Source organism: Leifsonia sp. AG29, from assembly GCF_009765225.1.
Classification (GTDB): Bacteria; Actinomycetota; Actinomycetes; order Actinomycetales; family Microbacteriaceae; genus Leifsonia.
This window is the reverse complement of record NZ_VMSF01000001.1, coordinates 2,833,471-2,857,238: the sequence shown is the minus strand read 5'-3', so window position 1 is coordinate 2,857,238 and position 23,768 is coordinate 2,833,471. Positions and strand designations below refer to the sequence as shown.

Genomic DNA, 23,768 nt, shown 5'->3' with positions numbered 1-23,768 from the left:
CGGGGGTGGTCGTTACGATCGGAGCATGAGTTGGAACACCGACGAGTGGGTGCCGGACGACCGCGACGCCCCTCCCCTCGACGAGGAGCCGCCCTACGACGAGTACCGGGGCGCGTTCGCGGAGGCGGGGACGGGCGGCAGGCCGGTGCCGGCGGTGGCACCCTCCCGCTACGCGACTCCAGCAGAGGCGCTGCGCACGGTGTTCGGGTACGACGAGTTCCGCGGCCAGCAGCAGGCCGTCATCGATCGGGTCGTGGCCGGCGGAGACGCGGTCGTCCTGATGCCGACCGGCGGCGGCAAGAGCCTCTGCTACCAGATCCCGTCGCTCGTGCGCGAGGGCACCGGCGTCGTCGTGTCGCCGCTGATCGCGCTCATGCAGGACCAGGTCGACGCGCTGACCGCGGTCGGCGTCCGGGCGGCCTTCCTCAACTCCACGCAGGACAGCGGCCAGCGCGCCGCCGTCGAGCGGGCGTACGTCTCGGGCGAGCTCGACATCCTGTACGTGGCTCCGGAGCGGCTCGCGTCGGAGTCGACCAAGCGCTTCCTCGAGCGCGGAACCGTCGCCCTCTTCGCCATCGACGAGGCTCACTGCGTGTCGCAGTGGGGTCATGACTTCCGTCCCGACTACCTGGCGCTCTCCGAGCTCGCCGAGCGCTGGCCCGGAGTGCCGCGCATCGCTCTGACCGCCACCGCGACCGAGGCCACGCATCGCGAACTCACGAGCCGGCTGCGGCTCGAGGCGGCCGAGCACTTCGTCGCAGACTTCGACCGGCCGAACATCCAGTACCGCATCGTCCCCAAGGTCGACGTCCGGCGGCAGCTCCTCGACTTCATCACCGGCGAGCACGCCGGAGACGCGGGCATCGTCTACGCCCTCTCGCGCAACTCGGTCGAGCGCGTGGCCGAGTTCCTCTCGTCGAACGGGCTCACGGCGCTGCCGTACCACGCGGGTATGGAGGCGCCGGTCCGGGCCCGCACTCAGGCGCGCTTCCTCCGCGAGGAGGGGGTCATCGTCGTCGCCACCATCGCCTTCGGCATGGGCATCGACAAGCCCGACGTGCGCTTCGTCGCCCACGTCGACCTGCCGAAGTCCGTCGAGGGCTACTACCAGGAGACCGGGCGCGCCGGCCGGGACGGCCTCCCCTCGACCGCCTGGCTGGCCTACGGCCTGCAAGACGTCGTGCAGCAGCGCCGCATGATCGACGACTCACCCGGCGACCTCGCCCACCGGCGTCGCCTCACGCAGCACCTCGACGCGATGCTCGCGCTGTGCGAGACCGTCCAGTGCCGCCGCGTCAATCTCCTCGGGTATTTCGGGCAGCGGTCCGAGCCGTGCGGCAACTGCGACACCTGCATCACGCCTCCTGAGAGCTGGGACGGCACCGTGCCGGCGCAGAAGCTGCTGTCGACGGTGGTGCGCCTCCAGCGCGAGCGCGGCCAGCGGTTCGGGGCCGGGCACCTCATCGACATCCTGCGGGGCAAGCGCACAGCGCGCGTCGATCAGCACGGTCACGACGCGCTGGCGACGTGGGGCATCGGCGCCGACCTGAGCGAGAGCCAGTGGCGGGGCGTCGCCCGCCAGCTCATCGCCCAAGAGCTGCTCAAGCCCGAGGGCGAATACGGCGTGCTCGGGCTGACGCCGGAGAGCGCCCGGGTGCTCAGCGGAGATCGCACGGTCGTGCTCCGCACCGAGCCGGAACGGCCGGAGCGCTCCTCCCGCTCCTCCTCGCGGTCGGTGGCGTCTGCCGACCTGGCGGTGGAGGACCAGCCGCTGTTCGAGGCGCTGCGGAGCTGGCGGGCCGGGCAGGCCCGCGAGCAGGGCGTTCCCGCGTACATCGTCTTCGGCGACGCGACACTGCGCGCCGTCGCCGCCGCGCGCCCCGCCACCATGAGCGCGCTCGATGGCATCACCGGCATCGGAGCGAAGAAGCGCGAGGCGTACGGGGAGGCGCTGCTCGAGGTGGTCGCGGGCGCGAGCGGAGGCTGAGAAGCCGGGACGGCACGCACGAAAACCTAGTATCGATCGGTTTAGGATGAAGAACCGGCCTGCGATGCGCGCGGGCGGACCGCCCGAAGGAGTGCGCGTGACCGACCTGATTCCCGACCAGAACACCGCGGGTGGCGCAGAGCAGCCGCCGATCGATCCCGCGTTCCGCGATCCGTCCCTCCCGATCGAGGAGCGGGTCGAGAACCTGCTCGGTCAGCTGACGCTCGAAGAGAAGGCCGGACTCTTCTTCCACACGATGATCACGATCGGTGAGGGCGGCGAGCTAGCAGGGCCCGTCGACGCGTTCGGCATCCGCGACACGGTCGAGCTGGTCCGGAACCACCACATCACGCACTTCAACGTCTTCGGTTCGGCGTCGACGGCGACCCAGATGGCCGAATGGCAGAACCGCCTCCAGGAGCTCGCGGCGAGCACCCGCCTCGGCATCCCGGTGACGCTCTCGACCGACCCGCGTCACTCCTTCAGTGAGAACCCGGGTGCCGCCATCTTCGCGGGCCCGTTCTCGCAGTGGCCCGAGACGCTGGGGCTCGCGGCCATCGGCGATGAGGAGCTCGTCCGGCGGTTCGGCGACATCGCCCGGCAGGAGTACACCGCGGTCGGCATCCGCGTCGCGCTCCACCCGCAGGTCGACCTCGCGACAGAGCCCCGCTGGGCGCGCCAACTCGCGACCTTCGGTGAAGACCCCGAGCTCACTTCCCGCCTCGGTGCCGCCTACATCCGCGGCTTCCAGGGTGACCAGCTCGGTCCCGACTCCGTCGCCACGATGACGAAGCACTTCCCGGGAGGCGGCCCGCAGAAGGACGGCGAAGACCCGCACTTCGCGTACGGCCGCGAGCAGGTCTACCCGGGAGGCATGTTCGAAACGCACCTCAAGCCGTTCGAGGCCGCATTCGAAGCGGGAACGAGCCAGATCATGCCGTACTACGGCATGCCGGTCGGGACCGAGCACGAGGAGGTCGGCTTCGGCTTCAACAAGTCGGTGATCACCGGGCTGCTGCGCGAGCGCTACGGGTTCGACGGCGTCGTCTGCACCGATTGGGGCCTCATCTCCGATCACGAGATCGGCGGCGACCCGTTCCCGGCGCGCGCATGGGGCGTCGAGCACCTGAGTCCGCGCGAGCGGATGAAGAAGGTGCTCGAGGCCGGCGCCGACCAGTTCGGCGGCGAGGACATCCCCGACCTGCTCGTGGACCTCGTGCGCAGCGGCGAGGTCTCCGAAGAGCGCCTCGACGTCTCGGCGCGCCGCCTCCTCCGCGAGAAGTTCCGGCTCGGGTTGTTCGACGCGCCCCTCGTGGACCCGGAGCGCGCCGAGGCGATCGTCGGTCGTGCAGAGTTCCGGGCGGCCGGAGCGGAGGCGCAGCGCGCCTCCATCACGCTCCTGCAGAACGACGGCACGCTGCCGCTCGCGCGGGGCGCCCGCGTCTACGTCCACGGCTTCGATGCGGCCATCGTCGGCGAGTACGCGACCGTGGTCTCGAGCCCGGCGGAGGCGGACGCGGCCCTGGTGCGCCTCCACGCCCCGTACGAGCAGCGCCCGACGATGTTCGAGAACTTCTTCCATGCCGGCTCGCTCGACTTCCCGGCCGAGACCGTGGAGGAGGTGCTCGCCGTCGCCCGGGCCGTGCCCACGGTGCTGCAGGTGTTCCTCGACCGGCCGGCCATTCTCACGCCGTTCGTCGCCGAGGCGGCGGCGATCGCGGCCGATTTCGGCGCTGACCAGCACGCCCTCTTGGATGTGCTGTTCGGGGCGGCGTCTCCGCGCGGGCGACTGCCGATGGAGCTCCCGTCGTCGATGGAGGCGGTCCGCGCCAGCCGGTCGGATGTCCCGTTCGACACGGAGGCGCCGCTCTTCCGTTTCGGGCACGGGCTCCGCTACTAGGGCGGTCCCCGCCTCCCAGGGTCGTCTCAGCACGAATTCAGCGCTTCCCCTGTTGCCCCGGCGAGCATGGGCGTACTGTGCCCTTTCCGTGAGGCGACCAGGGAATTCTTCCTGGTCGTCCAGCGTTATGGAATCAGACGATAACCGCGCGATCTCTAAGGAGGATGCCATGGCGCGAATGATCGAGGAGCTCGAGGACGAGACCGGCGCAGTCATCAAGTACAAGCGGCACGCGAACGGTCGTGGACTCGTCTCCCCGACGGCACGGGTCGCCGACTCGGCGTACCTGGAGCCGACGGCGTACGTGGAGGCGGACGCCCGGGTCGGGCTCGACGCGTACGTCGGCGCCGGAAGCTGGATCGACAAGGGCGCGACGGTCGGCGACCGCGCCTTCGTGGGCGCCAACGTCCACATCGGCGCCGGGTGCGTCGTGGGAAGCGGCGTCAAGATCGGGAGCAACGCCAAGCTCGGCGAGGGAGCGATGATCGGCAACGGCGCGCGGATCGAGCGCGACGCCACCGTCGCCGCCGGAACCGTGATCGAGCTCAAGGGCTCCGCCGCCGCTCGTGCGGCGCTCACCACGCCGCTGCACGCGCCGCGTGCAACGCGTCCGCAGGTCCGGGAGGAGCGCTCGTCGCGCCGCCGCGCGGCGTGACCGCCGGCCGCACGGCCGCCAGGTCTGCGCCGTGATGGGCTGATCGGCCGGTCGGCTGATCGGCCCACCCGGCTCACCGGCTCCGAAGGGCGGGTCGCTTCCAGCGCGACCCGCCCTTTGTCGTACCTCCCGCACGAACCTCAGCGCGCTCTGTCGAGGGTGCACAGGTCGCGCCTCCCTCGTTTGTGGCATTCCACAATGCCCGTCCGGGGTCGGAACGCCCGATTTGTAGGCGCCGCACCGACGTTTTCCTTCCGCGCGACGCCCGTCGTAGCGTGAGCACGATCCCGAGTCCTGCCGAAGGAGAGTCATGGTCGACACCGCTCAGAGCACCGCACCGACGACACCCGCCGCGCCCCAGTCCGCTCCCGCTGCACCCGCGCCGACGCGCCCCGCCTCCGGGGTGCCCGCCCCGGTTGGTGCGACACCTCGTGTCGACGTGGAGGGTCTCGGCCGACAGCTCCTGGGTGACTGGGCGGAGGCGCGTCTCGCCTCCCGCGAGCTCGCGAAGCGGCCCGAGGTCCAGAAGGTGGAGGGGCTCTCGGTCGCCGACCACCGCAAGCGCGTGTTCGAGCAGCTCAAGCTGCTCGTGGAGAACGGCCAGGTGCACCGAGCGTTCCCGAAGTCGGTCGGAGGCCGCGAGGACCACGGCGGCAACATCGCCGCGTTCGAGGAGCTCGTGGCGGCGGACCCGTCCCTCCAGATCAAGTCGGGCGTGCAGTGGGGGCTGTTCGGCGCGGCCGTCATGCACCTCGGAACCGAGCCCCACCACCAGAAGTACCTGCCCGGGATCATGTCGCTCGACGTTCCCGGCGCCTTCGCCATGACGGAGACCGGCCACGGATCGGACGTCGCGAGCATCGGCACGACGGCGACCTACGACCCTGACACGCAGGAGTTCGTGATCGACACCCCGTTCCGCGGGGCGTGGAAGGACTACCTCGGGAACGCCGCTGTGGACGCGACCGCAGCCGTCGTGTTCGCGCAGCTCATCACCAAGGGCGTGAACCATGGCGTGCACGCGTTCTACGTCCCCATCCGGGACGAGAACGGCGACTTCCTCCCCGGGATCGGCGGCGAGGACGACGGCCAGAAGGGCGGCCTCAACGGCATCGACAACGGCCGCCTCCACTTCACCGGGGTGCGCATCCCGCGCACCGACCTGCTGAACCGCTATGGCGACGTCGCCGAGGACGGCACCTACTCCTCGCCGATCCAGAGCCCCGGCCGGCGCTTCTTCACGATGCTCGGAACGCTGGTGCAGGGGCGTGTGTCGCTCGACGGCTCGGCGACCATCGCCTCCAAGATCGGCCTCAAGATCGCGCTCACCTACGCGGACCAGCGGCGGCAATTCACCGCGGGCAGCGACACCGACGAGGAGGTGCTGCTCGACTACCAGCGCCACCAGCGACGGCTCCTGCCTCTCCTCGCGACGACGTACGCCGCGAGCTTCGCCCATGAGGTCTTCCTCCACAAGTTCGACGACGTGTTCAGCGGCAAGGCCGACACCGACACCGACCGTCAGGACCTCGAGACGATGGCGGCAGCGCTGAAGCCGCTCAGCACCTGGCACGCGCTCGAGACCCTCCAGGAGGCGCGCGAGGCCTGCGGCGGCGCAGGGTTCCTCACCGAGAACCGCATCACGTCCCTCCGGCAGGACCTCGACATCTGGGTGACCTTCGAGGGCGACAACAACGTGCTCCTGCAGCTCGTCGCGAAGCGCCTCCTCACCGACTTCAGCCGCAAGTTCGCGAAGGCCGACGCCGGCGCGCTCGCGCGGTACGTCGTCACCCAGGCGGCGGGCCGCGCCTACCACGGCTCGGGCATGCGCAGCGTCGCGCAGACGGTTCGCGACTTCGGTTCGACGGCGCGCGCAGTCAACTGGCTGCAGGAGTCGGCGACGCAGCGCGAGCTGCTCACCGACCGCGTCGAGACGATGGTGTCGCAGATCGGCGGCCGGCTGCGCTCCGCCTCCAAGCTGGGGAAGAAGGCGTCGGCCGACCTCTTCAACTCGCAGCAGAACGAGCTCATCGAGGCGGCGCGGGCCCACGGCGAGCTGCTGCAATGGGAGGCGTTCACCGAGGCGCTCGAGCAGGCGCCCGACGAGGGCACCCGGCAGGTGCTGACCTGGCTGCGGGACTTGTTCGGCTTCGGCCTGATCGAGAAGCACCTGGCGTGGTACCTCATGAACGGCCGGCTGTCGCCGCAGCGCGCCCAGGCCGTGTCGGCGTACATCGACCGGCTGCTCCTCCGGATCCGGCCGCACGCGGTCGACCTGGTCGACGCGTTCGGGTACGGGCCGGAGCTCGTGCGCGCGAAGATCGCGTCGGGTGCGGAGGCCGAGCGGCAGGCGGAAGCGCGGGCGTACTACGCCGAGCGCCGCGCCGCCGGGACGCTGCCCGAGCCGGAGAAGTCGACGAAGAAGCGCTGATGCGCTCGCTGGCGCTCGCGCGGCGGGCCGAGATTCGTGCCGAATGAGGCCCTCGGGGGTGCTGAGGGCGGCATTCGGCCCGAATGTGTTGCGCGGGGGGTGGCGGGGCGCAGGGGTGGTTGGCGAGATTCGTGCTGAATGTGGGCCTCGGGGGTGCTGGGGGCGGTATTCGGCCCGAATGTGTTGCGCGGGGCGGCACGGGGCGCGGGGTGGTCGGCGAGATTCGTGCTGAATGTGGGCCTCGGGGGTGCTGAGGGCGGTATTCGGCCCGAATGTGTTGCGCGGCGCGGCGCGGAGCGCGGGGTGGTTGCCGAGATTCGTGCCGAATGTGGGCTTCGGGGGCCCGTGGGCGGGATTCGGCCCGAATGTACGGCCGCGGAGGGCAGGGAGGCGCGCGCCGTCAGGCGAAGCGGTCGGTCGCCTCGATGAGGGCGTCGAGGATGCCGGGCTCGTCGAAAGCGTGGCCGGCGTCGTCGATGATGCGCAGCTCCGCCTGGGGCCACGCCCTGTGGAGGTCCCAGGCCGTCATCGCGGGCGTGCACACGTCGTAGCGCCCCTGCACGATCACGCCGGGGATGTCGGCGAGCCGACCGGCGTCGCGGATCAGCTGCTCCTCCTCGAACCAGCCGCGGTTGACGAAGTAGTGGTTCTCGATCCGCGCGAACGCGAGAGCGTATTTCGGCTCCGTGAAGCTCTCGATGAGGTCCGGCCGGGGGAGGAGCGTGATCGTCGATGACTCCCAGCGCGACCACGCGACGGCGGCCTGCTCGGCGATCTCGGCATCCGGGTGCCAGAGGAGGCGGTTGTACGCCTGGATCAGGCGGCCGCGGTCGCCGGGAGGGACGGGGGCGACGAAGTCCTCCCACAGGTCCGGGAACAGCGCGGCCGCGCCTCCCTCGTAGAACCAGTCGAGCTCCTCCGGCCGCAGCGTGAAGATGCCGCGGACGATCAGTTCCGTCACGCGGTCGGGGTGCGTCTCGGCGTAGGCGAGGGCGAGAGCGCTGCCCCACGATCCCCCGAGCACCTGCCAGCGCTCGACCTCGAGTTCCTCGCGCAGCCGCTCGATGTCGGCGACGAGGTGCCACGTGGTGTTGACGCTCAGGTCGGCCGCGGGATCGCTGGCGTGCGGGAGGCTCCGGCCGCAGCCGCGCTGGTCGAACAGGACGATGCGGTACTTCTCGGGGTCGAACAGCCGACGGTGGGCGGGGGTCGTCCCTCCACCCGGGCCGCCGTGGAGGAAGACGACCGGCTTGCCCTCGGGGTTGCCGCTCGCCTCCCAGTAGAGCTGCTGGCCGTCGCCGACGTCGAGCATTCCGGTGTCGTAGGGCTCGATCTCGGGGTACAAGGTCCGCATGCGATGAGGCTAACGGGCTGCCCGAGTGTCGAGGTGCTCGTTGATGCTGCGACACGCCGCGCGCTCGCGACACCTGCGAGCACCCCGACGGGATGGGAGCGCCTCCACGCGTCGAGGGAGCCCTGAGGCCGAGCTACGGGACGGGAGCGCGCCTCAGATCAGACCGAGCGCGCGGACCGCCTCCCGCTCCTCGAGCAGCTCCGCCACGGAGGCGTCGATCCGCGACCGCGAGAACGCGTCGATCTCGAGACCGGGCACGATCCGCCACACGCCCCCGACGGCCCGTACCGGGAACGACGACACGATCCCTTCGGGCACGCCGTAGGACCCGTCGGACGGCACGGCCGCACTCGTCCACCGCTCGCCGGTCCCGCCGACCCAGTCGCGCACGTGGTCGATGGCCGCGCTCGCGGCGGACGCGGCGGAGGACGAGCCGCGCACCTCGATGATCTCGGCGCCGCGTTTCGCCACTCGAGGGATGTATTCGTCGACCAGCCACTGCTCGTCGACGAGGTCAGTCGCGCGCCGGACGCCGACGGTGGCGTGGGTGATGTCGGGGTACTGGCTCGCCGAGTGGTTGCCCCAGATGATGACGCCCTCCACCGATGACACGGGCGCTTCGACGCGACGGGCGAGCTGGGCGACCGCGCGGTTGTGGTCGAGCCGCGTCATGGCCGTGAACCGCTCGGCGGGGACGTCGGGGGCGTGCGCGGCCGCGATGAGGGCGTTCGTGTTCGCGGGGTTCCCCACGACCAGAACGCGCACGTCGTCCGCCGCTCCCGCGTTGATCGCCTCGCCCTGGGGGCCGAAGATCGCCCCGTTGGCCTCGAGGAGGTCCGCCCGTTCCATTCCCGGCCCGCGCGGCCGGGCGCCGACCAGCAGGGCGATGTTCGTGCCGTCGAACGCGGCGCGTCCGTCGTCGGTGACCTCGATGCTGCGGAGGAGGGGGAAGGCGCCGTCCTCGAGTTCGAGCGCCGTTCCCTCCGCGGCCCGCAGCCCCTGGGGGATCTCGAGGAGCTTCAATCGGACCGGGACATCCGGACCGAGCAGCTGGCCGGACGCGATGCGGAACAGGAGGGCGTAACCGATCTGGCCGCCCGCGCCGGTCACGGTGACAGTCACGGCAGGAGGGGAGGTGGTGCTCACGCCGCGAGCCTAGCCGTCCCTCTCCTCGCGCGCAGCCGCCAGGGCGGTCGATCGAGTCGCCCCCTATTGGGGGGTGAGCGCCGACTGGAAAATTGTGACAATCTCTCAGATATGAGCAAAGCTCAATCTGTGGGTATGCGACCCGACCGCCCCGCGAGGCGCAGCATCACTCTGGCGACCATCGCCACGGTCGTGGTGCTCGCGCTGTTCGCCTGGGTCTCCCTCGTCACGAGTTCTCCTGCTCGAGCGGATCAGGGCTGCAATGCGGCCGCCAACCCCATCGTCTGCGAGAACGCGCTCCCCGGCACCGATCCCTCCGTCTGGGACATCCAGGGCTCGGGCGACAGCGACATCCAAGGGTTCTCGACCGATATCAGCGTGAACATCGGCGGCACGATCGGGTTCAAGATCAACACCTCGGCCAAGGCGTACACCATCCAGATCTTCCGGACGGGGTATTACCAGGGTCTGGGCGCACGCAAGATCGCCGATGTGACTCCGTCGGTCTCGCTGCCGCAGACGCAGCCGGCGTGCTATTGGGACCCGACGGTCGAGCTCACCGATTGCGGCAACTGGGCGCAGTCCGCCTCCTGGACCGTCCCTCCCTCGGCCGTCTCCGGCGTGTACGTGGCACTGCTCACCCGGCCCGACAACGGCGACAACAGCCAGATCACTTTCGTCGTCCGCAACGACGCCAGCCACTCCGACGTGCTGTATCAGACCTCCGACCCGACCTGGGAGGCGTACAACACCTATGGAGGCTCGGACTTCTATCAGGGAGCCGCGAACGGGCGCGCGTACAAGGTGAGCTACAACCGCCCCTTCGCCACCCGCGGCAACAACGCGGGCCGGGATTTCTATTTCGGGGCCGAGTACCCGGAGGTGCGGTTCCTGGAGAAGAACGGCTACAACATGTCGTACTTCAGCGGGGTCGACACCGACCGGTACGGCTCGCAGCTACTGAACCACAAAGTGTTCCTCTCGGTCGGCCACGACGAGTACTGGAGCACCGGGCAGCGGGCGAATGTGCAGGCGGCGATCAACGCGGGCGTGAACGCCCAGTTCCTCTCGGGCAATGAGATGTACTGGCACACCCGGTACGAGAACTCCGTCGCGGGCACCTCCACGAGCTACCGCACCCTGGTGACCTACAAGGAGACCTGGGCCAACGCCAAGATCGACCCCTCCACGACCTGGACGGGCACCTGGCGGGACCCGCGGTTCGCCTCGACGGCGAACGGAGCCGGGCTCCCGGAGAACGGCGTCACCGGGACGATGTACATGTCGAACTTCTCCGACCTGCCGATCACCGTCACGGCCGCGCAGGGCAAGACCAGACTCTGGCGCAACACCAGTCTGACCTCGCTCGCCGCGGGCACGCAGGCGGCCCTGGCCGCGCATACCGTCGGGTACGAGTCGGACGAGGACCTGGATAACGGGTTTAGGCCGGCCGGGCTCGTCGACCTGTCGACGACCACGGGCGCCGTCCCCCAGTACCTGCAGGACTTCGGCAACACGGTCGCCCCCGGGACGACCACGCATCACGTCACGCTCTACCGCGCCTCGAGCGGTGCGCTCGTCTTCTCGGCCGGCAGCGTGCAGTGGTCGTGGGGCCTCGACGCCACGCACGACGGAACCGGCGCGGCCGCCGACCCGCGCATGCAGCAGGCCCAGGTCAACCTGATGGCCGACATGGGCGCCCAGCCGGGCAGCCTGCAGTCGGGCCTGGTGGCGGCTGCCAAGAGCACCGACACGACGGCGCCGACGGTCACGGTCACCGCACCGGCTGCCGGTGCGAGTATCGCGAACGGCTCGACCGTCACCGTCACGGGCACCGCCTCTGATGTCGGCGGCGTGGTCGCCGGGGTCGAGGTGTCGACCGATGGAGGCACGAGCTGGCACCCAGCCACCGGCACCACCTCGTGGTCGTACAGCTACGTACAGAACGGTCTCGGCGCTCAGGCGATCAAGGTGCGGGCGACCGATGACAGTGCGAACACCTCCACGCCCGTCTCCGTGTCGACGACGGTGACCGGGCCGACGTCTATCTTCGGCAGCACGGCGCCCGCCGTGCCCGACTCGGGCGACGCCTCCGCCGTCGAGCTCGGCCTGCAATTCACAGCGCAGCAGAACGGCTTCATCAGCGGTGTCCGCTTCTACAAGAGTTCCACGAACACGGGCACCCACACCGGATCGCTGTGGGACACCTCCGGCAACCGGCTCGCGACCGTGACCTTCTCCGGTGAGAGCGCCTCCGGCTGGCAGACCGCCTCCTTCACCTCGGCCGTGGCCGTGACCGCGGGGACCAAGTACGTGGTCTCGTACTCCGCCCCCGCCGGCCACTACTCGGCAACCTCATGGGCGTTCGCCTACCGCGGACTCTCCGACAACGTCTACTCGGTCGCCGGCGGCTTCGGCGCCCCGGCGGCTGGTGTGTACAGCTCGTCGCCGGGCACCTACCCGCAGAGCAGCTACAACAACGCCAACTACTGGGTCGACGCCGTCTTCACCACCGTCGACAACTCACCGCTGACCGCCTCCGGCCAATGGCCGCTCCCCGGATCCTCCAGCGTCCCCCTGAGCACCACCATCGGCGCGGTCATGTCGAAAGCGGTCGACCCGGCCAGCATCGCCTTCACGGTGAAGGACGCCAATGGCGTCAGCGTGGGCGGGACGGTGAGCTACGCCTCCTCGACCCGGACCGCGACCTTCACGCCGACCGCGGCCCTCAACGGGTTCGTGAACTACTCGGTCGCCATGACGGCCAAGGACCTCTACGGCAAGGCGCTGTCGTCGGGAGGCGCGTGGAGCTTCACCACCGTCAAACCGGATCCTGCCCCGGGCGTCTGCCCATGCAGCCTGTTCTCCGACTCGACGGTCCCGTCGATCCTGCAGGTGAACGACAACCCGGTCACCCTCGGCGTGAAGTTCTACAGCACGAAGGCGGGCGCGGTCGCCGGGGTCAAGTTCTACAAGAACTCGGCCAACACCGGGACGCACGTCGGGACGCTGTGGTCGGCCTCCGGCCAGCAGCTCGCGACCGGCACCTTCAGCGGCGAGTCCACGGCCGGCTGGCAGACCCTGCTGTTCTCGACACCGGTGAACATCGCGGCCAACACCGACTACGTGGTCTCGTACCGCACGACGACGGGCAGCTACTCGGTGACGCCGGGCACCTTCTCCGGCTCGGGCATCACGAACGGACCGCTGGTCGCGGGCAACTCGACCGGCGTGTACACCTACGGAACCGGCTTCCCGTCGTCGACGTCGACCACCAACTACATGGTGGACCTGGTGTTCAACCAGGCTCCCGACCCGGTCTCGGTCGTCGCGGAGTCCCCGGCGAACGGCGCGGTGGAGGTCGACCCGGCGTCGCCCGTCTCGATCACCCTCTCGACGGCGATCGCGAGCGGCTACACCATGGGCGCGACGATCGGCGGAACGGCGGTGGCGGGCGCGGTCTCGCAGTCCACCGACGGGACAACGATCACCTTCACGCCGTCGGCCGCGCTGCCGGCCGGTGCGGTGGTCACCGCGACCCTGTCGGGTGCGAAGTCGACCGCCGGGGCGAGTCTCGCCACCCAGACCTGGTCGTTCACAGTGAAGGCGGCGACGGTCACCAACTACACGCTGCTCGGAACCGAGACGCCCGCCGTGACGGACGCGACCAACGACTCCTCCTCGGTCGAGCTCGGGATGGCGTTCACGCCGTCGCAGAGCGGAACCATCTCGGCGATCCGCTTCTTCAAGGGCTCCGGCAATGTGGGCACCCACGTGGGATCGATCTGGTCGTCCACCGGGACGAAGCTCGCCTCCGTCACCTTCAGCGGCGAGACCGCGGTCGGCTGGCAGACGGCGCAGCTGAGCACACCGCTGGCCGTCACCGCGGGCACGAGCTACGTGGTGTCGTACCTCGCGCCCCAGGGCAACTACTCGTACACGCAGAACTACTTCGCGCAGCCCAAGACGTCGGGGCCGCTGAGTGCTCCCGCTGGCAACAACGGCCTGTACCTCTACGGCTCGGGCGGGTTCCCGACCTACTCGTACGGGTCGACGAACTACTTCGTCGACGTGGTCTTCGCGCCGAGCGCAAGCGGTTCGGGAGGCACGACGACGAGCGGCGGCACGACGACGACCGGCGGCGGCACCACCACGAGCGGTGGCACCACGACCACGCCCAACCCGGGGGTCTCGATCTTCCCGTCGACGGCGGTTCCCGCGAACACCGCGTGGCCCGACAGCGCTCCCGTCCAGCTCGGCGTCCGCTTCACCTCGACGCAGGCGGGCACGATCACCGGTCTCCGCTTCTACAAGGGGACCGGCGACACGGCGACGCACACCGTCTACCTGTGGTCGGCGACCGGGACGCAGCTGGCGACGGCGGTCTCCACGAACGAGACGGCGAGCGGCTGGCAGGACGTGTACTTCACGACCCCCGTGACGATCGCCGCCAACACCGAGTACCGGGCGAGCTACTACACGACCGGACTCACCTACGCGGTCGATCCGAACGCGCTGACGAACCCGGTCACGAACGGGCCGCTGTCGACGCTGGCGACGGGCGGCATCTACATCTACTCGCAGAACTTCCCGAACAACACGGTCTCGCACAACTACTGGGTGGACGTCCACTTCGTCGCGTCGCAGTAGCAGCTGTGCAACAAGCCCGGGACCGCCACCCGAAGACGGTCCCGACGACAAGAAAGGTGCTGGGGGCACTCATGGAACCACAACTGCGGATAGCGGTGATCGGCGCCGGCTACTGGGGTCCGAACCTGGCCAGGAACTTCTCGGTCAGCCCCGACTGGCGTCTGGTCGCGATCTGCGACCTCGACCGCGACCGGGCGGAAGGTCTCGCCGCCCGCGTCGGCGGCGTCGACGTCGTGACCGACGTCGACGAGCTGCTCGCGCGTGACGATGTCGACGCCGTGGCCATCGCCACACCGGCCCGGACGCATCACGCTCTCGCCATCAAGGCGCTCGCCTCCGGCAAGCACGTGATGGTCGAGAAGCCGCTCGCCGACGCCGGCCACCGAGGTCGCGCCATGGTCGACCTGGCGTCGGTGAGTGGTCTCGTCCTCATGGCGGACCACACGTACTGCTACACGCCGGCGGTGCTCAAGATCCGCGAGCTGATCGAGGAGGGTGCGCTCGGCGACATCCTGTTCATCGACTCCACGCGCATCAACCTGGGTCTCATCCAGCCGGACGTCGACGTGTTCTGGGACCTCGCCCCGCACGACCTGTCGATCATCGACTTCATCCTCCCCGGCGGCTTGAAGCCGCAGTCCCTGTCGGCGCACGGCGCCGACCCGCTCGGCGCCGGCAAGTCCTGCGTCGGCTACCTCGTGCTCCCGCTGGCCGGAGGCGCGATGGCCCACGTCCACGTCAACTGGCTGAGCCCCACCAAGATCCGCCAGATGGTGATCGGGGGCACCAAGCGCACCCTCGTCTGGGACGACCTCAACCCGCAGCAGCGCCTCAGTGTCTACGACCGCGGCGTCGACCTCGGCCTCCAGGCCGTCGACGGCGTCGAGCGCACCGCGGCCACCGTCTCCTATCGGCTCGGCGACACCTGGTCGCCGGCCCTCCCCGAGCGGGAGGCGCTCGGCCAGATGGCCGCCGAGTTCGCCGAGAGCATCCGCGAAGGGCGTCCGCCGCGCACCGACGGCGAAGCGGGGCTCCGCGTGCTCTCGGTGCTCGAGGCCACGGCCCGGAGCCTGGCGGCGAACGGAGCCGTCGTCCCGGTCGACGAGCGCGCCGACGAAGCGACCCGCGCCGAGCAGCTGGCGGGTGCGCTGTGACCGCGCTCGCCGGAGCCGACGTCCTGGTCACCGGGGGCGCCGGCACGATCGGCTCGCAGATCGTCGACCAGCTGCTCGACGCGGGCGTCGCCCACGTCGATGTGCTCGACAACCTGGTGCGCGGCCGGCGCGCCAACCTGGACGACGCGCTGGCGTCGGGGCGGGTGACGCTCGTGGAGGGCGACCTCCGCGACCGAGACCTCGTGGACGACGTCACGCGTGGGAAGGACCTCGTCTACCACGAGGCCGCCATCCGCATCACGCAGTGCGCCGAGGAGCCGCGACTCGCGCTCGAGGTGCTCGTCGACGGCACCTTCAACGTCATCGAGTCGGCCGTGCGCCACCGCGTGGACAAGCTGGTCAGCGCCTCCAGCGCCTCGGTCTACGGCCTCGCGGAGGAGTTCCCGACGCCCGAGCGGCACCACCACCACAACAACGACACCTTCTACGGGGCGGCGAAGTCGTTCAACGAGGGGATGCTCCGGAGCTTCCGGGCGATGAACGGCCTCGACTACGTGGTGCTCCGGTACTTCAACGTCTACGGACCGCGGATGGACGTCCACGGCCTCTATACGGAGGTCCTCGTCCGGTGGATGGAGCGCATCGCCGACGGCAGGCCGCCGCTGATCTTCGGCGACGGTCTCCAGACGATGGACTTCGTCTTCACCGGCGACATCGCCCGCGCGAACATCCTCGCGGCGACGGCCGATGTCCGCGAAGGCGCCTACAACATCGCGAGCGGGACCGAGACGAGCCTCCTCCAGCTCGCGGAGGCGCTGCTCGAGGCGATGGACTCGGACCTCGAGGTCGAGCACGGCCCGGAACGCGCGGTGAACGGCGTCACGCGCCGGCTCGCCGATGTGGAGGCGGCGCGTCGCGACCTCGGTTTCACCGCCGAGGTCCCGCTCACCGAGGGCCTCCGGGAACTGGTCGAGTGGTGGCGTCCGCTCCGCGAGGAGATCGCCGCCGGACGGGCCCTGGTGCACTCGTGAACCGCATCAACGTCATGAAGCCGTGGCTCGGCCAGGAGGAGATCGCCGCCGTCACCGAGGTCATCGCCTCCGGGTGGGTGGCGCAGGGGCCCCGCGTGGCCCGCTTCGAGGAGGAGTTCGCCGCGGCCGTCGAGGCGCCCTTCGCCGTCGCCACCTCGAACTGCACGACCGCCCTGCATCTCGCCCTGGTGGTCTCCGGGATCGGGCGGGGCGACGACGTGGTCGTCCCGTCCTTCTCCTTCATCGCGACCGCGAACGCCCCGACGTACGTCGGGGCCCGGCCGGTCTTCGCCGACGTCGACGCCACCACGGGCGACCTGACGGCCGCGACCGTGGAGGAGGCGATCACCCCGCGCACGCGCGCGGTCATCGTCGTCGACCAGGGAGGCGTCCCCGCCGACCTGGACGCGATCCGCGCCGTGTGCGACCCGCGCGGCATCGTCGTCATCGAGGACGCCGCGTGCGGCGCGGGCTCGCGCTATCGCGGCCGCCCGGTCGGGGCCGGAGCCGATGTCACCGCGTGGTCGTTCCACCCGCGCAAGCTGCTCACCACGGGAGAGGGAGGCATGCTGACGACGGCGAACCGGGCCTGGGCAGACCGCGCGCGGAAGCTGCGCGAGCACGCGATGAGCATCTCGGCGGCCGACCGTCAGGCGAGCGTCCTCGCCCCCGCGGAGGAGTACTCCGAGATCGGCTTCAACTACCGCATGACCGATCTGCAGGCCGCTGTGGGGATCGTGCAGCTCGGGCGCCTCCCCCGGATCGTCGCTCGCCGGCGGGAACTCGCGGCGCGCTATGCCGAGCTGATCGCGCCGCTCCCGGGCCTGCGGCCGGTCACCGATCCCGAGTGGGGCACCGGCAACTTCCAGTCGTACTGGGTGGAGGTGGAGCCTGCGTTCGGCGCGACCCGGGAGGCGACGATGGAGGTGCTGGCCGAGGCGGGCGTCTCCGCCCGGCGCGGCATCATGGCCGCGCACCGGCAGCCCGCGTACCGCGGCCGCGACACCGGCTCGGTCCCGCTCCCGGTGACCGAGCGGCTGACGGACGGCACGCTCATCCTCCCGCTCTTCCACGAGCTGACCGAGGGCGAGCAGCAGAGGGTCGTGGACGCGCTCCGCGAAGCGTCGGAACTGCGGGGTGCGGCATGAGGGACCTCCTCCTGATCGCGGCGAGCGGGCTCGCGCGCGAAGTGATGGCGATGCGCCAGTCCGGCATGCGCGTCATCGGGGTGCTGGACGACGATCCCGCTCTCCACGGGCACAGCATCGGGGGCGTCGAGGTGCTCGGCGGCCTCGAGCTAGCGGCGCAGATCCCGGCCTCGCTCGCGCTCTGCGTCGGCGCCGGTTCGGCCCGGCGCTCGATCGTGCGCAGGCTCGCCTCCCTCGGGATCGACGACGGTCGCTACGCCACCCTGGTCGACGAGTCCGCCCGGATCTCGGAGAACAGCCTCGTGGGCGCCGGGACGATCGTGCTCGCCGGCTGCGTGCTGACCGCCGACATCATCGTCGGCCGGCACGTCGTCCTCATGCCCAACTGCACGCTCACGCACGACGACATCGTCGACGACTACGCCACGCTGGCGGCGGGCGTCTCGGTGGGAGGCGTGGCCCGCATCGGCGAGGCGGCGTACCTCGGCATGAACTCGTCGGTGCGCCAGAGGGTGTCGATCGGCGCCGAGGCGACCATCGGAATGGGGGCCGTCGTGCTGAACGACGTGCCCCGCGGACAGACCTGGGCCGGCGTGCCCGCACGAGAACTGGGGGTAAGGCTGTGAGGGTCCCACTGGTCGATCTGGTCGCTCAGAACACGGAGACGGCGACGGACATCCGAGCCGCCGTCGACGCCGTGTTCGCGAGCGCCTCCTACATCGGCGGCAGCGATGTCGCCTCCTTCGAGCACGAGTACGCGGAGGCCACCGGCGCCGGGTACTGCATCGGCGTCGGCAACGGGACGGATGCGCTCGAGCTCGCTCTGCGAGCCGCCGGAGTGAGCGCGGGCGGGGAGGTGATCCTCCCCGTCAACACCTTCATCGCCACCGCGGAGGCGGTGTCGCGCATCGGCGCCGTCCCGGTCTTCGCCGACGTCGACGACGAGCGCCTGCTCCTCGATCCCGCGGCCGTCGCCGCCGCGGTCACCTCGCGCACGGAGGCCGTCGTGCCGGTGCATCTGTTCGGTCAGGTCGCGCCGGTGGGCGCCATCCGGGCGGCGCTCGGCGGCAGCGGCATCCCCATCGTCGAGGACGGCGCCCAGTCGCAGGGCGCCGAGAGCGCGGACGGCCGCGCCGGCAGTCTCGGGCTCGTCGCCTCCACCTCCTTCTACCCGGGCAAGAACCTCGGCGCCGCGGGTGACGCGGGCGCCGTCACCACGGGCGACCCCGAGGTCGCCAGGACCGTGCGGCTCATCGCCGCCCACGGCAGCGAGCACAAGTACGTCCACGAGGTGGTCGGCTTCAACTCGCGGCTGGACACCCTCCAGGCGGCGGTCCTCCGGGTCAAGCTGCGCCACCTCGCCGAGTGGAACCGTCGGCGTCGCGTGGCGGCGGCCCGGTACGCGGCCCTCCTCGAGGGGGAGGAGGGAGTGCGCCTGCCGCAGAGCGCCCCTGGCAACCTCGACGTCTGGCACCTGTACGTGGTGCGGGTCGACGACCGGGACAGGGCCATGGCCCGGCTCAACGAGGCCGGTGTGGGGGCGTCCATCCACTATCCGACGCCGCTCCACCTGACCGCCGCCTACGAGGGGCTGGGGCTCGGTCGAGGCGCCTTCCCCGTCGCTGAGGCGGCCGCGGGGCGCATCCTCTCGCTCCCCATCTACCCGCACATCACCGCGGATCAGCAGGAGTTCGTGGCCGAGGAGCTGCTCGCGGCGGTTGAGAGCACCCCAGTCCGGGGGTGATTGATCCTCATTTTCGGTCGGAGGGGTGTCGGTCACGGCGTGCGGTCAGGCAAAATGAGAATCAGTCATGTTTAGTACCGTCCCGTAACACGCACCGCCCTATCAAGCGACCGAGCTGGAGGATTCGATGGGACCGAGCCTGGTCGTCGTTGGTGGAGGGATCCTCGGGCTGGCCGTCGCCGCCCGGGCGGCGAAGCTCGGGCGGAAGGTGACCCTCCTCGAGAAGGAGGACCACTGGGCCGCGCACCAGACCGGGCACAACAGCGGCGTCGTGCACGCCGGCCCCTACTATCGCCCCGGGTCGCTGAAGGCGCGGATGTGCGCGGCGGGGAACGCCTCCATGATCGCGTTCGCGCGCGACCACGGGATCCCGCACGCCGTCCCCGGGAAGCTGATCGTCGCGACCGACGAGGCCGAGCGCGACCGGCTCCACGAGCTCTACCGGCGCGCGCTCGCGAACGGTGTCCCGTGCCGGCTCATCGATGCAGACGAGGCATCCGAGTACGAGCCCGAGGTGTACGCCGTGGAGGCGCTCCGCGTGGAGACGACCGGCATCATCGACTACCCGGCCGTCTGCGTCGCCCTGGCCGACATCGCGCAGCAGTACGGCGCGGACCTGCTGACCGGCGCCCGGGTCACCGCCATCCACGACGGCGGCGACGGCGTGGTGGTCGAGCACGCCGGTGGGGAGGCGCGGGCCGCTCAGCTCGTCAACTGCGCGGGCCTCCAGGCCGACCGCATCGCGCGGCTCGCCGGGATCGAGCCGGACGTGCAGATCGTCCCATTCCGCGGCGAGTACTACGAGCTCGTGCCCGAGCGGCGCGATCTCGTGCGGGGGCTGATCTACCCGGTTCCCGACCCGAACCTCCCCTTCCTCGGCGTCCACCTCACGCGGATGATCGACGGCTCGGTGCATGCCGGCCCCAATGCGGTGCTGGCTCTGAAGCGCGAGGGCTACCGCTGGCGGGACATCGATCTGCACGACGCGGCGGAGGCGCTGACCTACCCGGGCTTCCTGCGGATGGCCTCGCACAACGTCGAGACGGGCATCCGGGAGGTGGCCCGCTCGCTGAGCCGGTCCGCCTTCGCCGCGAGCCTGGCGCGCCTCGTGCCGCGGATCGAGGCGCGCGACATCGTGCGGGCCGGGTCGGGGGTGCGGGCCCAGGCGGTGCGCCGCGACGGCTCGCTTGCGGACGACTTCGTCATCCAGCGCTCGGGGCACCAGCTGCACGTGCTGAACGCCCCCTCGCCCGCGGCGACGAGCGCCCTCGAGATCGCAGCGCACCTGGTCGCGGAGGCCGGCGTCCCCGCCTGATCGCCCCTTCTCCGGCCCCGGGGGTCCCGTCCCGGCCAAGCCCCCCAGAAGGGGGATAGGGTTCCGATCAAAAGACGATGTATCCTCACTTTCGTAGAGGTGAGGAAGAATCACTTTTGCAGCACCTGTGAAACCCGATGAGCAGGGACGAGTCGTAATGAACCCGAGAAATCCGAGCCGACGCCGCGGCCTGCACCGCGCGTCAGCGCTCGTCACGGCCGTCCCCCTGCGCGGGGCCGGCGACGGCAAAGTCGTTCGAGACCACGGCTTTCCCCCAGCCGTCGCCGGCCCTGTCCGCCCCGGCACCGCCGGACAGAGTGGCGCAGGACGGAGCGTCGCATGACCGTCCTGCGCCCTCGCACCGTCTCCGGCGGTGTCCCCGGCACCGTCACAGCCCGGCGCCCCCGGTCGTGGAAGCGCATCCCGTCCCCGGTCGTCCCGGAGGCCGCGCACCCGCGGCCCTGGTCTCACGCGTACCAGCGCCGCCTGGTCGTGACCGACACGCTCATCATCCTGGGGTCCATCGCCGCCGCCTTCGTCGTCCGCTTCGGCCCCGACGACGTGGCCACCAACGTCTCCGGCTTCCCTGTCCCGTACCTCCTGATCTCGCTGCTGATCGCGGTGAGCTGGTCGATCGCCCTCTCCGCGTGGCACACCCGGGACGCTCGCGTCTGCGGGATGGGGGTCGCCGAGTACCGGAGGGTCGTCTCGGCCAGCGCTCTCACCTTCGGCCTCCTGGCCATCGTCTTCCTCGTGGGCAAGGTCGACATCGCCCGCGGGTACTTCATCCTCGCGCTGCCCGTCGGCGCGGTCGCCCTCGTCGGCAGCCGCTGGATGTGGCGGCGCTGGCTGATGGGCCAGCGCCGGTACGACCACTACCTCTCCCGGGCCCTCGTGGTCGGCGCACGCGAAGACGTCGCGTACGTGGCCGCGCAGATCCAGGCCAAGTCGGGAGCCGCGTACCACGTGGTCGGCGTGGCGCTCGAGGACATCGAGCAGGACGTCCTGGATGTCGGCTCCGAGCGCCTCCCGGTCGTCGGCGGCATGTCGGACGTCACCCAGGCGGCGCGCCGGCTCGGTGTCGACACGGTGATCGTCGCCGGCCAGCCGCACGGAGGCAGCCGGTTCATCCGGAATCTCGGCTGGGCGCTCGAGGGCACCGCCACCGATCTCGTCCTCGCCTCGCGGCTGACCGACGTCGCCGGGCCGCGCATCCACTTCCGTCCGGTGGAGGGCCTCCCGCTCATCCACGTCGAGATCCCGCAGTTCGAGGGCGGCAAGCACGTGCTCAAGCGGCTGCTCGACGTCGTCCTGTCCGGCACCGCGCTGCTGGTGCTCGCCATCCCGATGCTCATCGTCGCGCTCATCATCCGCATCGACGACCCGGGTCCGGCGCTCTTCCGCCAGCAGCGGGTCGGTCGCAACGGCAGCACCTTCACGATGCTGAAGTTCCGCTCCATGGTCATGGACGCCGAGGCGCGCCTGGCCGAGCTGAACGCGCGCAACGAGGGCAACGGCGTGCTGTTCAAGCTGAAGGCGGACCCGCGCGTCACGCGCGTCGGCCGCATCATCCGCAAGTTCTCCATCGACGAGTTCCCGCAGCTCTGGAACGTCCTCGTCGGTGACATGAGCCTCGTCGGCCCGCGGCCCCCGCTGCCGCGCGAAGTCGACGGGTACGAGAGCCACGTCCACCGCCGCTTGTACATCAAGCCGGGTCTCACGGGGATGTGGCAGGTCGGCGGCCGCTCCGACCTCTCCTGGGAGGAGAGCGTCCGGCTCGACCTGTACTACGTGGAGAACTGGTCGCTCACGGGCGATCTGGCGATCCTCTGGCGCACGGTCCGCGTGCTCCTGCATCCCACCGGCGCCTACTGACGGCGCCGGCACCACCATCACCCGAGCGACGACCTGGGGGCGACGCCGATGACCACCATCACGAGCACAGAGAGCGCGGCCGGTCCGGCCGCGCCGCCGGCGATCGCGCCGACGGCCGACGTCGATCCGAGAGCGGAGGTGGGCGACCGCACCCGCGTGTGGCACCTCGCCCAGGTCCGGGAGGGGGCGGTCGTCGGAGCGGACTGCATCCTCGGCCGCGGCGCCTACGTCGGCCCCGGCGTCCGGATCGGCGACAACTGCAAGCTGCAGAACTACGCACTCGTCTACGAGCCGGCCGTCCTCGAGGACGGCGTGTTCGTCGGACCCGCGGCCGTCTTCACGAACGACGTGTTCCCCAGGGCCGTGAACCCCGACGGCTCCCTCAAGTCGGCCGACGACTGGGAGGCGGTGGGCGTCACCGTCCGCACCGGAGCCTCCATCGGCGCCCGCGCCGTCTGCATCGCGCCGGTCGTCATCGGCCGCTGGGCGCTGGTCGGCGCCGGCTCGGTGGTGCGCAGCGACGTCCCCGACCACGCCCTCGTGGCCGGGGTGCCGGCCCGCCGGATCGGCTGGGTCGGCGAGGCCGGCCTCCCGCTGGTCTCCGCGGGGGACGGAGCGTGGCGCTGCCCGCGCACCGGGCGCCTCTACCGGGAGGTCGACGGGCTCCTCGCGGCTGAGGGGGCACGGTCATGAAGCGGCCCTCGCAGCGCACCTGGATCATCGCCGGGCTTTCGGCCGCAGCCGTCATCGCGATCGGCGCCTTCGCTCTGTCCCAGGTGCCGGTCGGATCGACCGCACAGGTGGCTGCGGGCTCCTCCCGACCCACGCACTCGTCGTCGCCGTCCTCGGCGGCCGGGCAGGCGGGAGGCTCGGATCCGGGCGGTCAGAGCGGCTCGGGCGAGCAGAAGGGCGGCTCCGCGCCGGCCACCCCGCCGGCCGCCACCAAGCGGTACACCACCGAGGTCATCCCGGCGGGGCCGGCAACGGCACCGGCGCTTCCGCCGTCGACGGCCCTCCCGCACCCGATCGCGCCCCCGCTGCCGAAATCCGCCTCGGCGGTCGGCAAGCTGGTCACCGGGTATCCGGCGGCGGTGCTGCCGCAGGCGCCCGGCTCGGCGGTCCAGACGAGCTCGGTCGCGGCCCAGGGCGACCGTCTCCAGGTGACGCTGACCGCCACGTCGACGCAGGGCGTGACCGACGTCCTAGCCTTCTACCGCTCCGCGCTCGCGAAGTACGGCATGTACGACACGGCAGCGCCGGCGCTCTCCGGAGCGACGTCCCTCCTGTTCAGCCGGGGGAGCGACTCGGTGACGCTGACCGCCTCCACCGGCAAGAGCGGGACGACCTACACGCTGTACGCCGCCTTCACGGCACAGGGCTGACCGTGCGGTACTCGTGGACCCCCGTCGCGCAGCGG

16 protein-coding genes are annotated in these 23,768 nt (G+C 70.8%); 14 read left to right on the top strand and 2 right to left on the bottom strand.

What is annotated here, in order from left to right; translation table 11 throughout:
- The first annotated feature begins 25 nt into the window (after positions 1-25).
- The 4 genes from recQ to FPT20_RS13805 all read left to right on the top strand — a co-directional run bounded on the left by recQ (position 26) and on the right by FPT20_RS13805 (position 6,973).
- Entirely contained in the window at positions 26-1,987 is a 1,962-nt protein-coding gene (gene recQ / locus FPT20_RS13820; protein ID WP_158866193.1) for a DNA helicase RecQ, read from the top strand.
- A 64-nt stretch (positions 1,988-2,051) separates the two neighbouring features.
- Positions 2,052-3,887, top strand: coding sequence for a glycoside hydrolase family 3 N-terminal domain-containing protein (locus FPT20_RS13815; RefSeq protein WP_158868195.1), 1,836 nt, complete (start codon positions 2,052-2,054; stop codon positions 3,885-3,887).
- Between the two features lie 169 nt (positions 3,888-4,056).
- On the top strand, positions 4,057-4,542 hold the full coding sequence (locus tag FPT20_RS13810) for a DapH/DapD/GlmU-related protein (RefSeq protein ID WP_233265531.1): 486 nt from the start codon (positions 4,057-4,059) through the stop codon (positions 4,540-4,542).
- Between the two features lie 310 nt (positions 4,543-4,852).
- Entirely contained in the window at positions 4,853-6,973 is a 2,121-nt protein-coding gene (locus FPT20_RS13805; protein ID WP_158866191.1) for an acyl-CoA dehydrogenase family protein, read from the top strand.
- 400 nt (positions 6,974-7,373) lie between these two features.
- Here the strand turns inward: FPT20_RS13805 and pip are convergent, their stop codons facing one another.
- Together pip and FPT20_RS13795 are read right to left on the bottom strand one after the other, a co-directional pair.
- Positions 7,374-8,327: a prolyl aminopeptidase gene (gene pip, locus FPT20_RS13800; RefSeq protein WP_158866189.1), complete on the bottom strand. Its 954-nt coding sequence runs from the start codon at positions 8,325-8,327 to the stop codon at positions 7,374-7,376.
- A 153-nt stretch (positions 8,328-8,480) separates the two neighbouring features.
- Positions 8,481-9,473 carry a malate dehydrogenase gene (locus FPT20_RS13795; RefSeq protein ID WP_233265530.1) on the bottom strand — a complete coding sequence of 331 codons (993 nt, stop codon included), beginning with the start codon at positions 9,471-9,473 and terminating at the stop codon, positions 8,481-8,483.
- 135 nt (positions 9,474-9,608) lie between these two features.
- On the opposite strand from FPT20_RS13795, the gene FPT20_RS13790 reads away from it, so the two are divergent.
- The 10 genes from FPT20_RS13790 to FPT20_RS13745 all read left to right on the top strand — a co-directional run bounded on the left by FPT20_RS13790 (position 9,609) and on the right by FPT20_RS13745 (position 23,733).
- Positions 9,609-14,123 carry a DUF4082 domain-containing protein gene (locus tag FPT20_RS13790; RefSeq protein WP_158866186.1) on the top strand — a complete coding sequence of 1,505 codons (4,515 nt, stop codon included), beginning with the start codon at positions 9,609-9,611 and terminating at the stop codon, positions 14,121-14,123.
- Positions 14,124-14,194: 71 nt separating this feature from the next.
- Complete coding sequence (locus FPT20_RS13785) at positions 14,195-15,277, top strand: Gfo/Idh/MocA family protein (RefSeq protein WP_158866183.1); 1,083 nt, start codon at positions 14,195-14,197, stop codon at positions 15,275-15,277.
- On the top strand, positions 15,274-16,269 hold the full coding sequence (locus tag FPT20_RS13780) for an NAD-dependent epimerase/dehydratase family protein (protein WP_158866181.1): 996 nt from the start codon (positions 15,274-15,276) through the stop codon (positions 16,267-16,269). Before FPT20_RS13785 ends, FPT20_RS13780 begins: the two co-directional genes overlap by 4 nt.
- 14 nt (positions 16,270-16,283) lie before the next feature.
- Positions 16,284-17,417, top strand: coding sequence for a DegT/DnrJ/EryC1/StrS family aminotransferase (locus tag FPT20_RS13775; protein WP_158868188.1), 1,134 nt, complete (start codon positions 16,284-16,286; stop codon positions 17,415-17,417).
- Entirely contained in the window at positions 17,414-18,043 is a 630-nt protein-coding gene (locus tag FPT20_RS13770; RefSeq protein ID WP_158866179.1) for an acetyltransferase, read from the top strand. Before FPT20_RS13775 ends, FPT20_RS13770 begins: the two co-directional genes overlap by 4 nt.
- Positions 18,040-19,161 carry a DegT/DnrJ/EryC1/StrS family aminotransferase gene (locus tag FPT20_RS13765; protein ID WP_158866177.1) on the top strand — a complete coding sequence of 374 codons (1,122 nt, stop codon included), beginning with the start codon at positions 18,040-18,042 and terminating at the stop codon, positions 19,159-19,161. Before FPT20_RS13770 ends, FPT20_RS13765 begins: the two co-directional genes overlap by 4 nt.
- Before the next feature lie 115 nt (positions 19,162-19,276).
- On the top strand, positions 19,277-20,476 hold the full coding sequence (lhgO, locus tag FPT20_RS13760; protein WP_325064803.1) for an L-2-hydroxyglutarate oxidase: 1,200 nt from the start codon (positions 19,277-19,279) through the stop codon (positions 20,474-20,476).
- 339 nt (positions 20,477-20,815) lie between these two features.
- Complete coding sequence (locus tag FPT20_RS13755) at positions 20,816-22,351, top strand: sugar transferase (protein WP_158866173.1); 1,536 nt, start codon at positions 20,816-20,818, stop codon at positions 22,349-22,351.
- A 48-nt stretch (positions 22,352-22,399) separates the two neighbouring features.
- Complete coding sequence (locus FPT20_RS13750; RefSeq protein WP_158866171.1) at positions 22,400-23,044, top strand: acyltransferase; 645 nt, start codon at positions 22,400-22,402, stop codon at positions 23,042-23,044.
- Entirely contained in the window at positions 23,041-23,733 is a 693-nt protein-coding gene (locus FPT20_RS13745) for a hypothetical protein (protein WP_158866169.1), read from the top strand. Before FPT20_RS13750 ends, FPT20_RS13745 begins: the two co-directional genes overlap by 4 nt.
- The last annotated feature ends 35 nt before the right edge of the window (positions 23,734-23,768 follow it).

Coding starts and splice junctions, on each gene's coding strand:
- FPT20_RS13785 (WP_158866183.1), top strand. CDS start 14,195: ATGGAACCACAACTGCGGATAGCGGTGATCGGCGCCGGCTACTGGGGT.
- FPT20_RS13770 (WP_158866179.1), top strand. CDS start 17,414: ATGAGGGACCTCCTCCTGATCGCGGCGAGCGGGCTCGCGCGCGAAGTG.
- recQ (WP_158866193.1), top strand. CDS start 26: ATGAGTTGGAACACCGACGAGTGGGTGCCGGACGACCGCGACGCCCCT.
- pip (WP_158866189.1), bottom strand. CDS start 8,327: ATGCGGACCTTGTACCCCGAGATCGAGCCCTACGACACCGGAATGCTC.
- FPT20_RS13815 (WP_158868195.1), top strand. CDS start 2,052: ATGCGCGCGGGCGGACCGCCCGAAGGAGTGCGCGTGACCGACCTGATT.
- FPT20_RS13755 (WP_158866173.1), top strand. CDS start 20,816: ATGACCGTCCTGCGCCCTCGCACCGTCTCCGGCGGTGTCCCCGGCACC.
- FPT20_RS13790 (WP_158866186.1), top strand. CDS start 9,609: ATGCGACCCGACCGCCCCGCGAGGCGCAGCATCACTCTGGCGACCATC.
- FPT20_RS13750 (WP_158866171.1), top strand. CDS start 22,400: ATGACCACCATCACGAGCACAGAGAGCGCGGCCGGTCCGGCCGCGCCG.
- FPT20_RS13805 (WP_158866191.1), top strand. CDS start 4,853: ATGGTCGACACCGCTCAGAGCACCGCACCGACGACACCCGCCGCGCCC.
- FPT20_RS13745 (WP_158866169.1), top strand. CDS start 23,041: ATGAAGCGGCCCTCGCAGCGCACCTGGATCATCGCCGGGCTTTCGGCC.
- FPT20_RS13775 (WP_158868188.1), top strand. CDS start 16,284: ATGAAGCCGTGGCTCGGCCAGGAGGAGATCGCCGCCGTCACCGAGGTC.
- FPT20_RS13810 (WP_233265531.1), top strand. CDS start 4,057: ATGGCGCGAATGATCGAGGAGCTCGAGGACGAGACCGGCGCAGTCATC.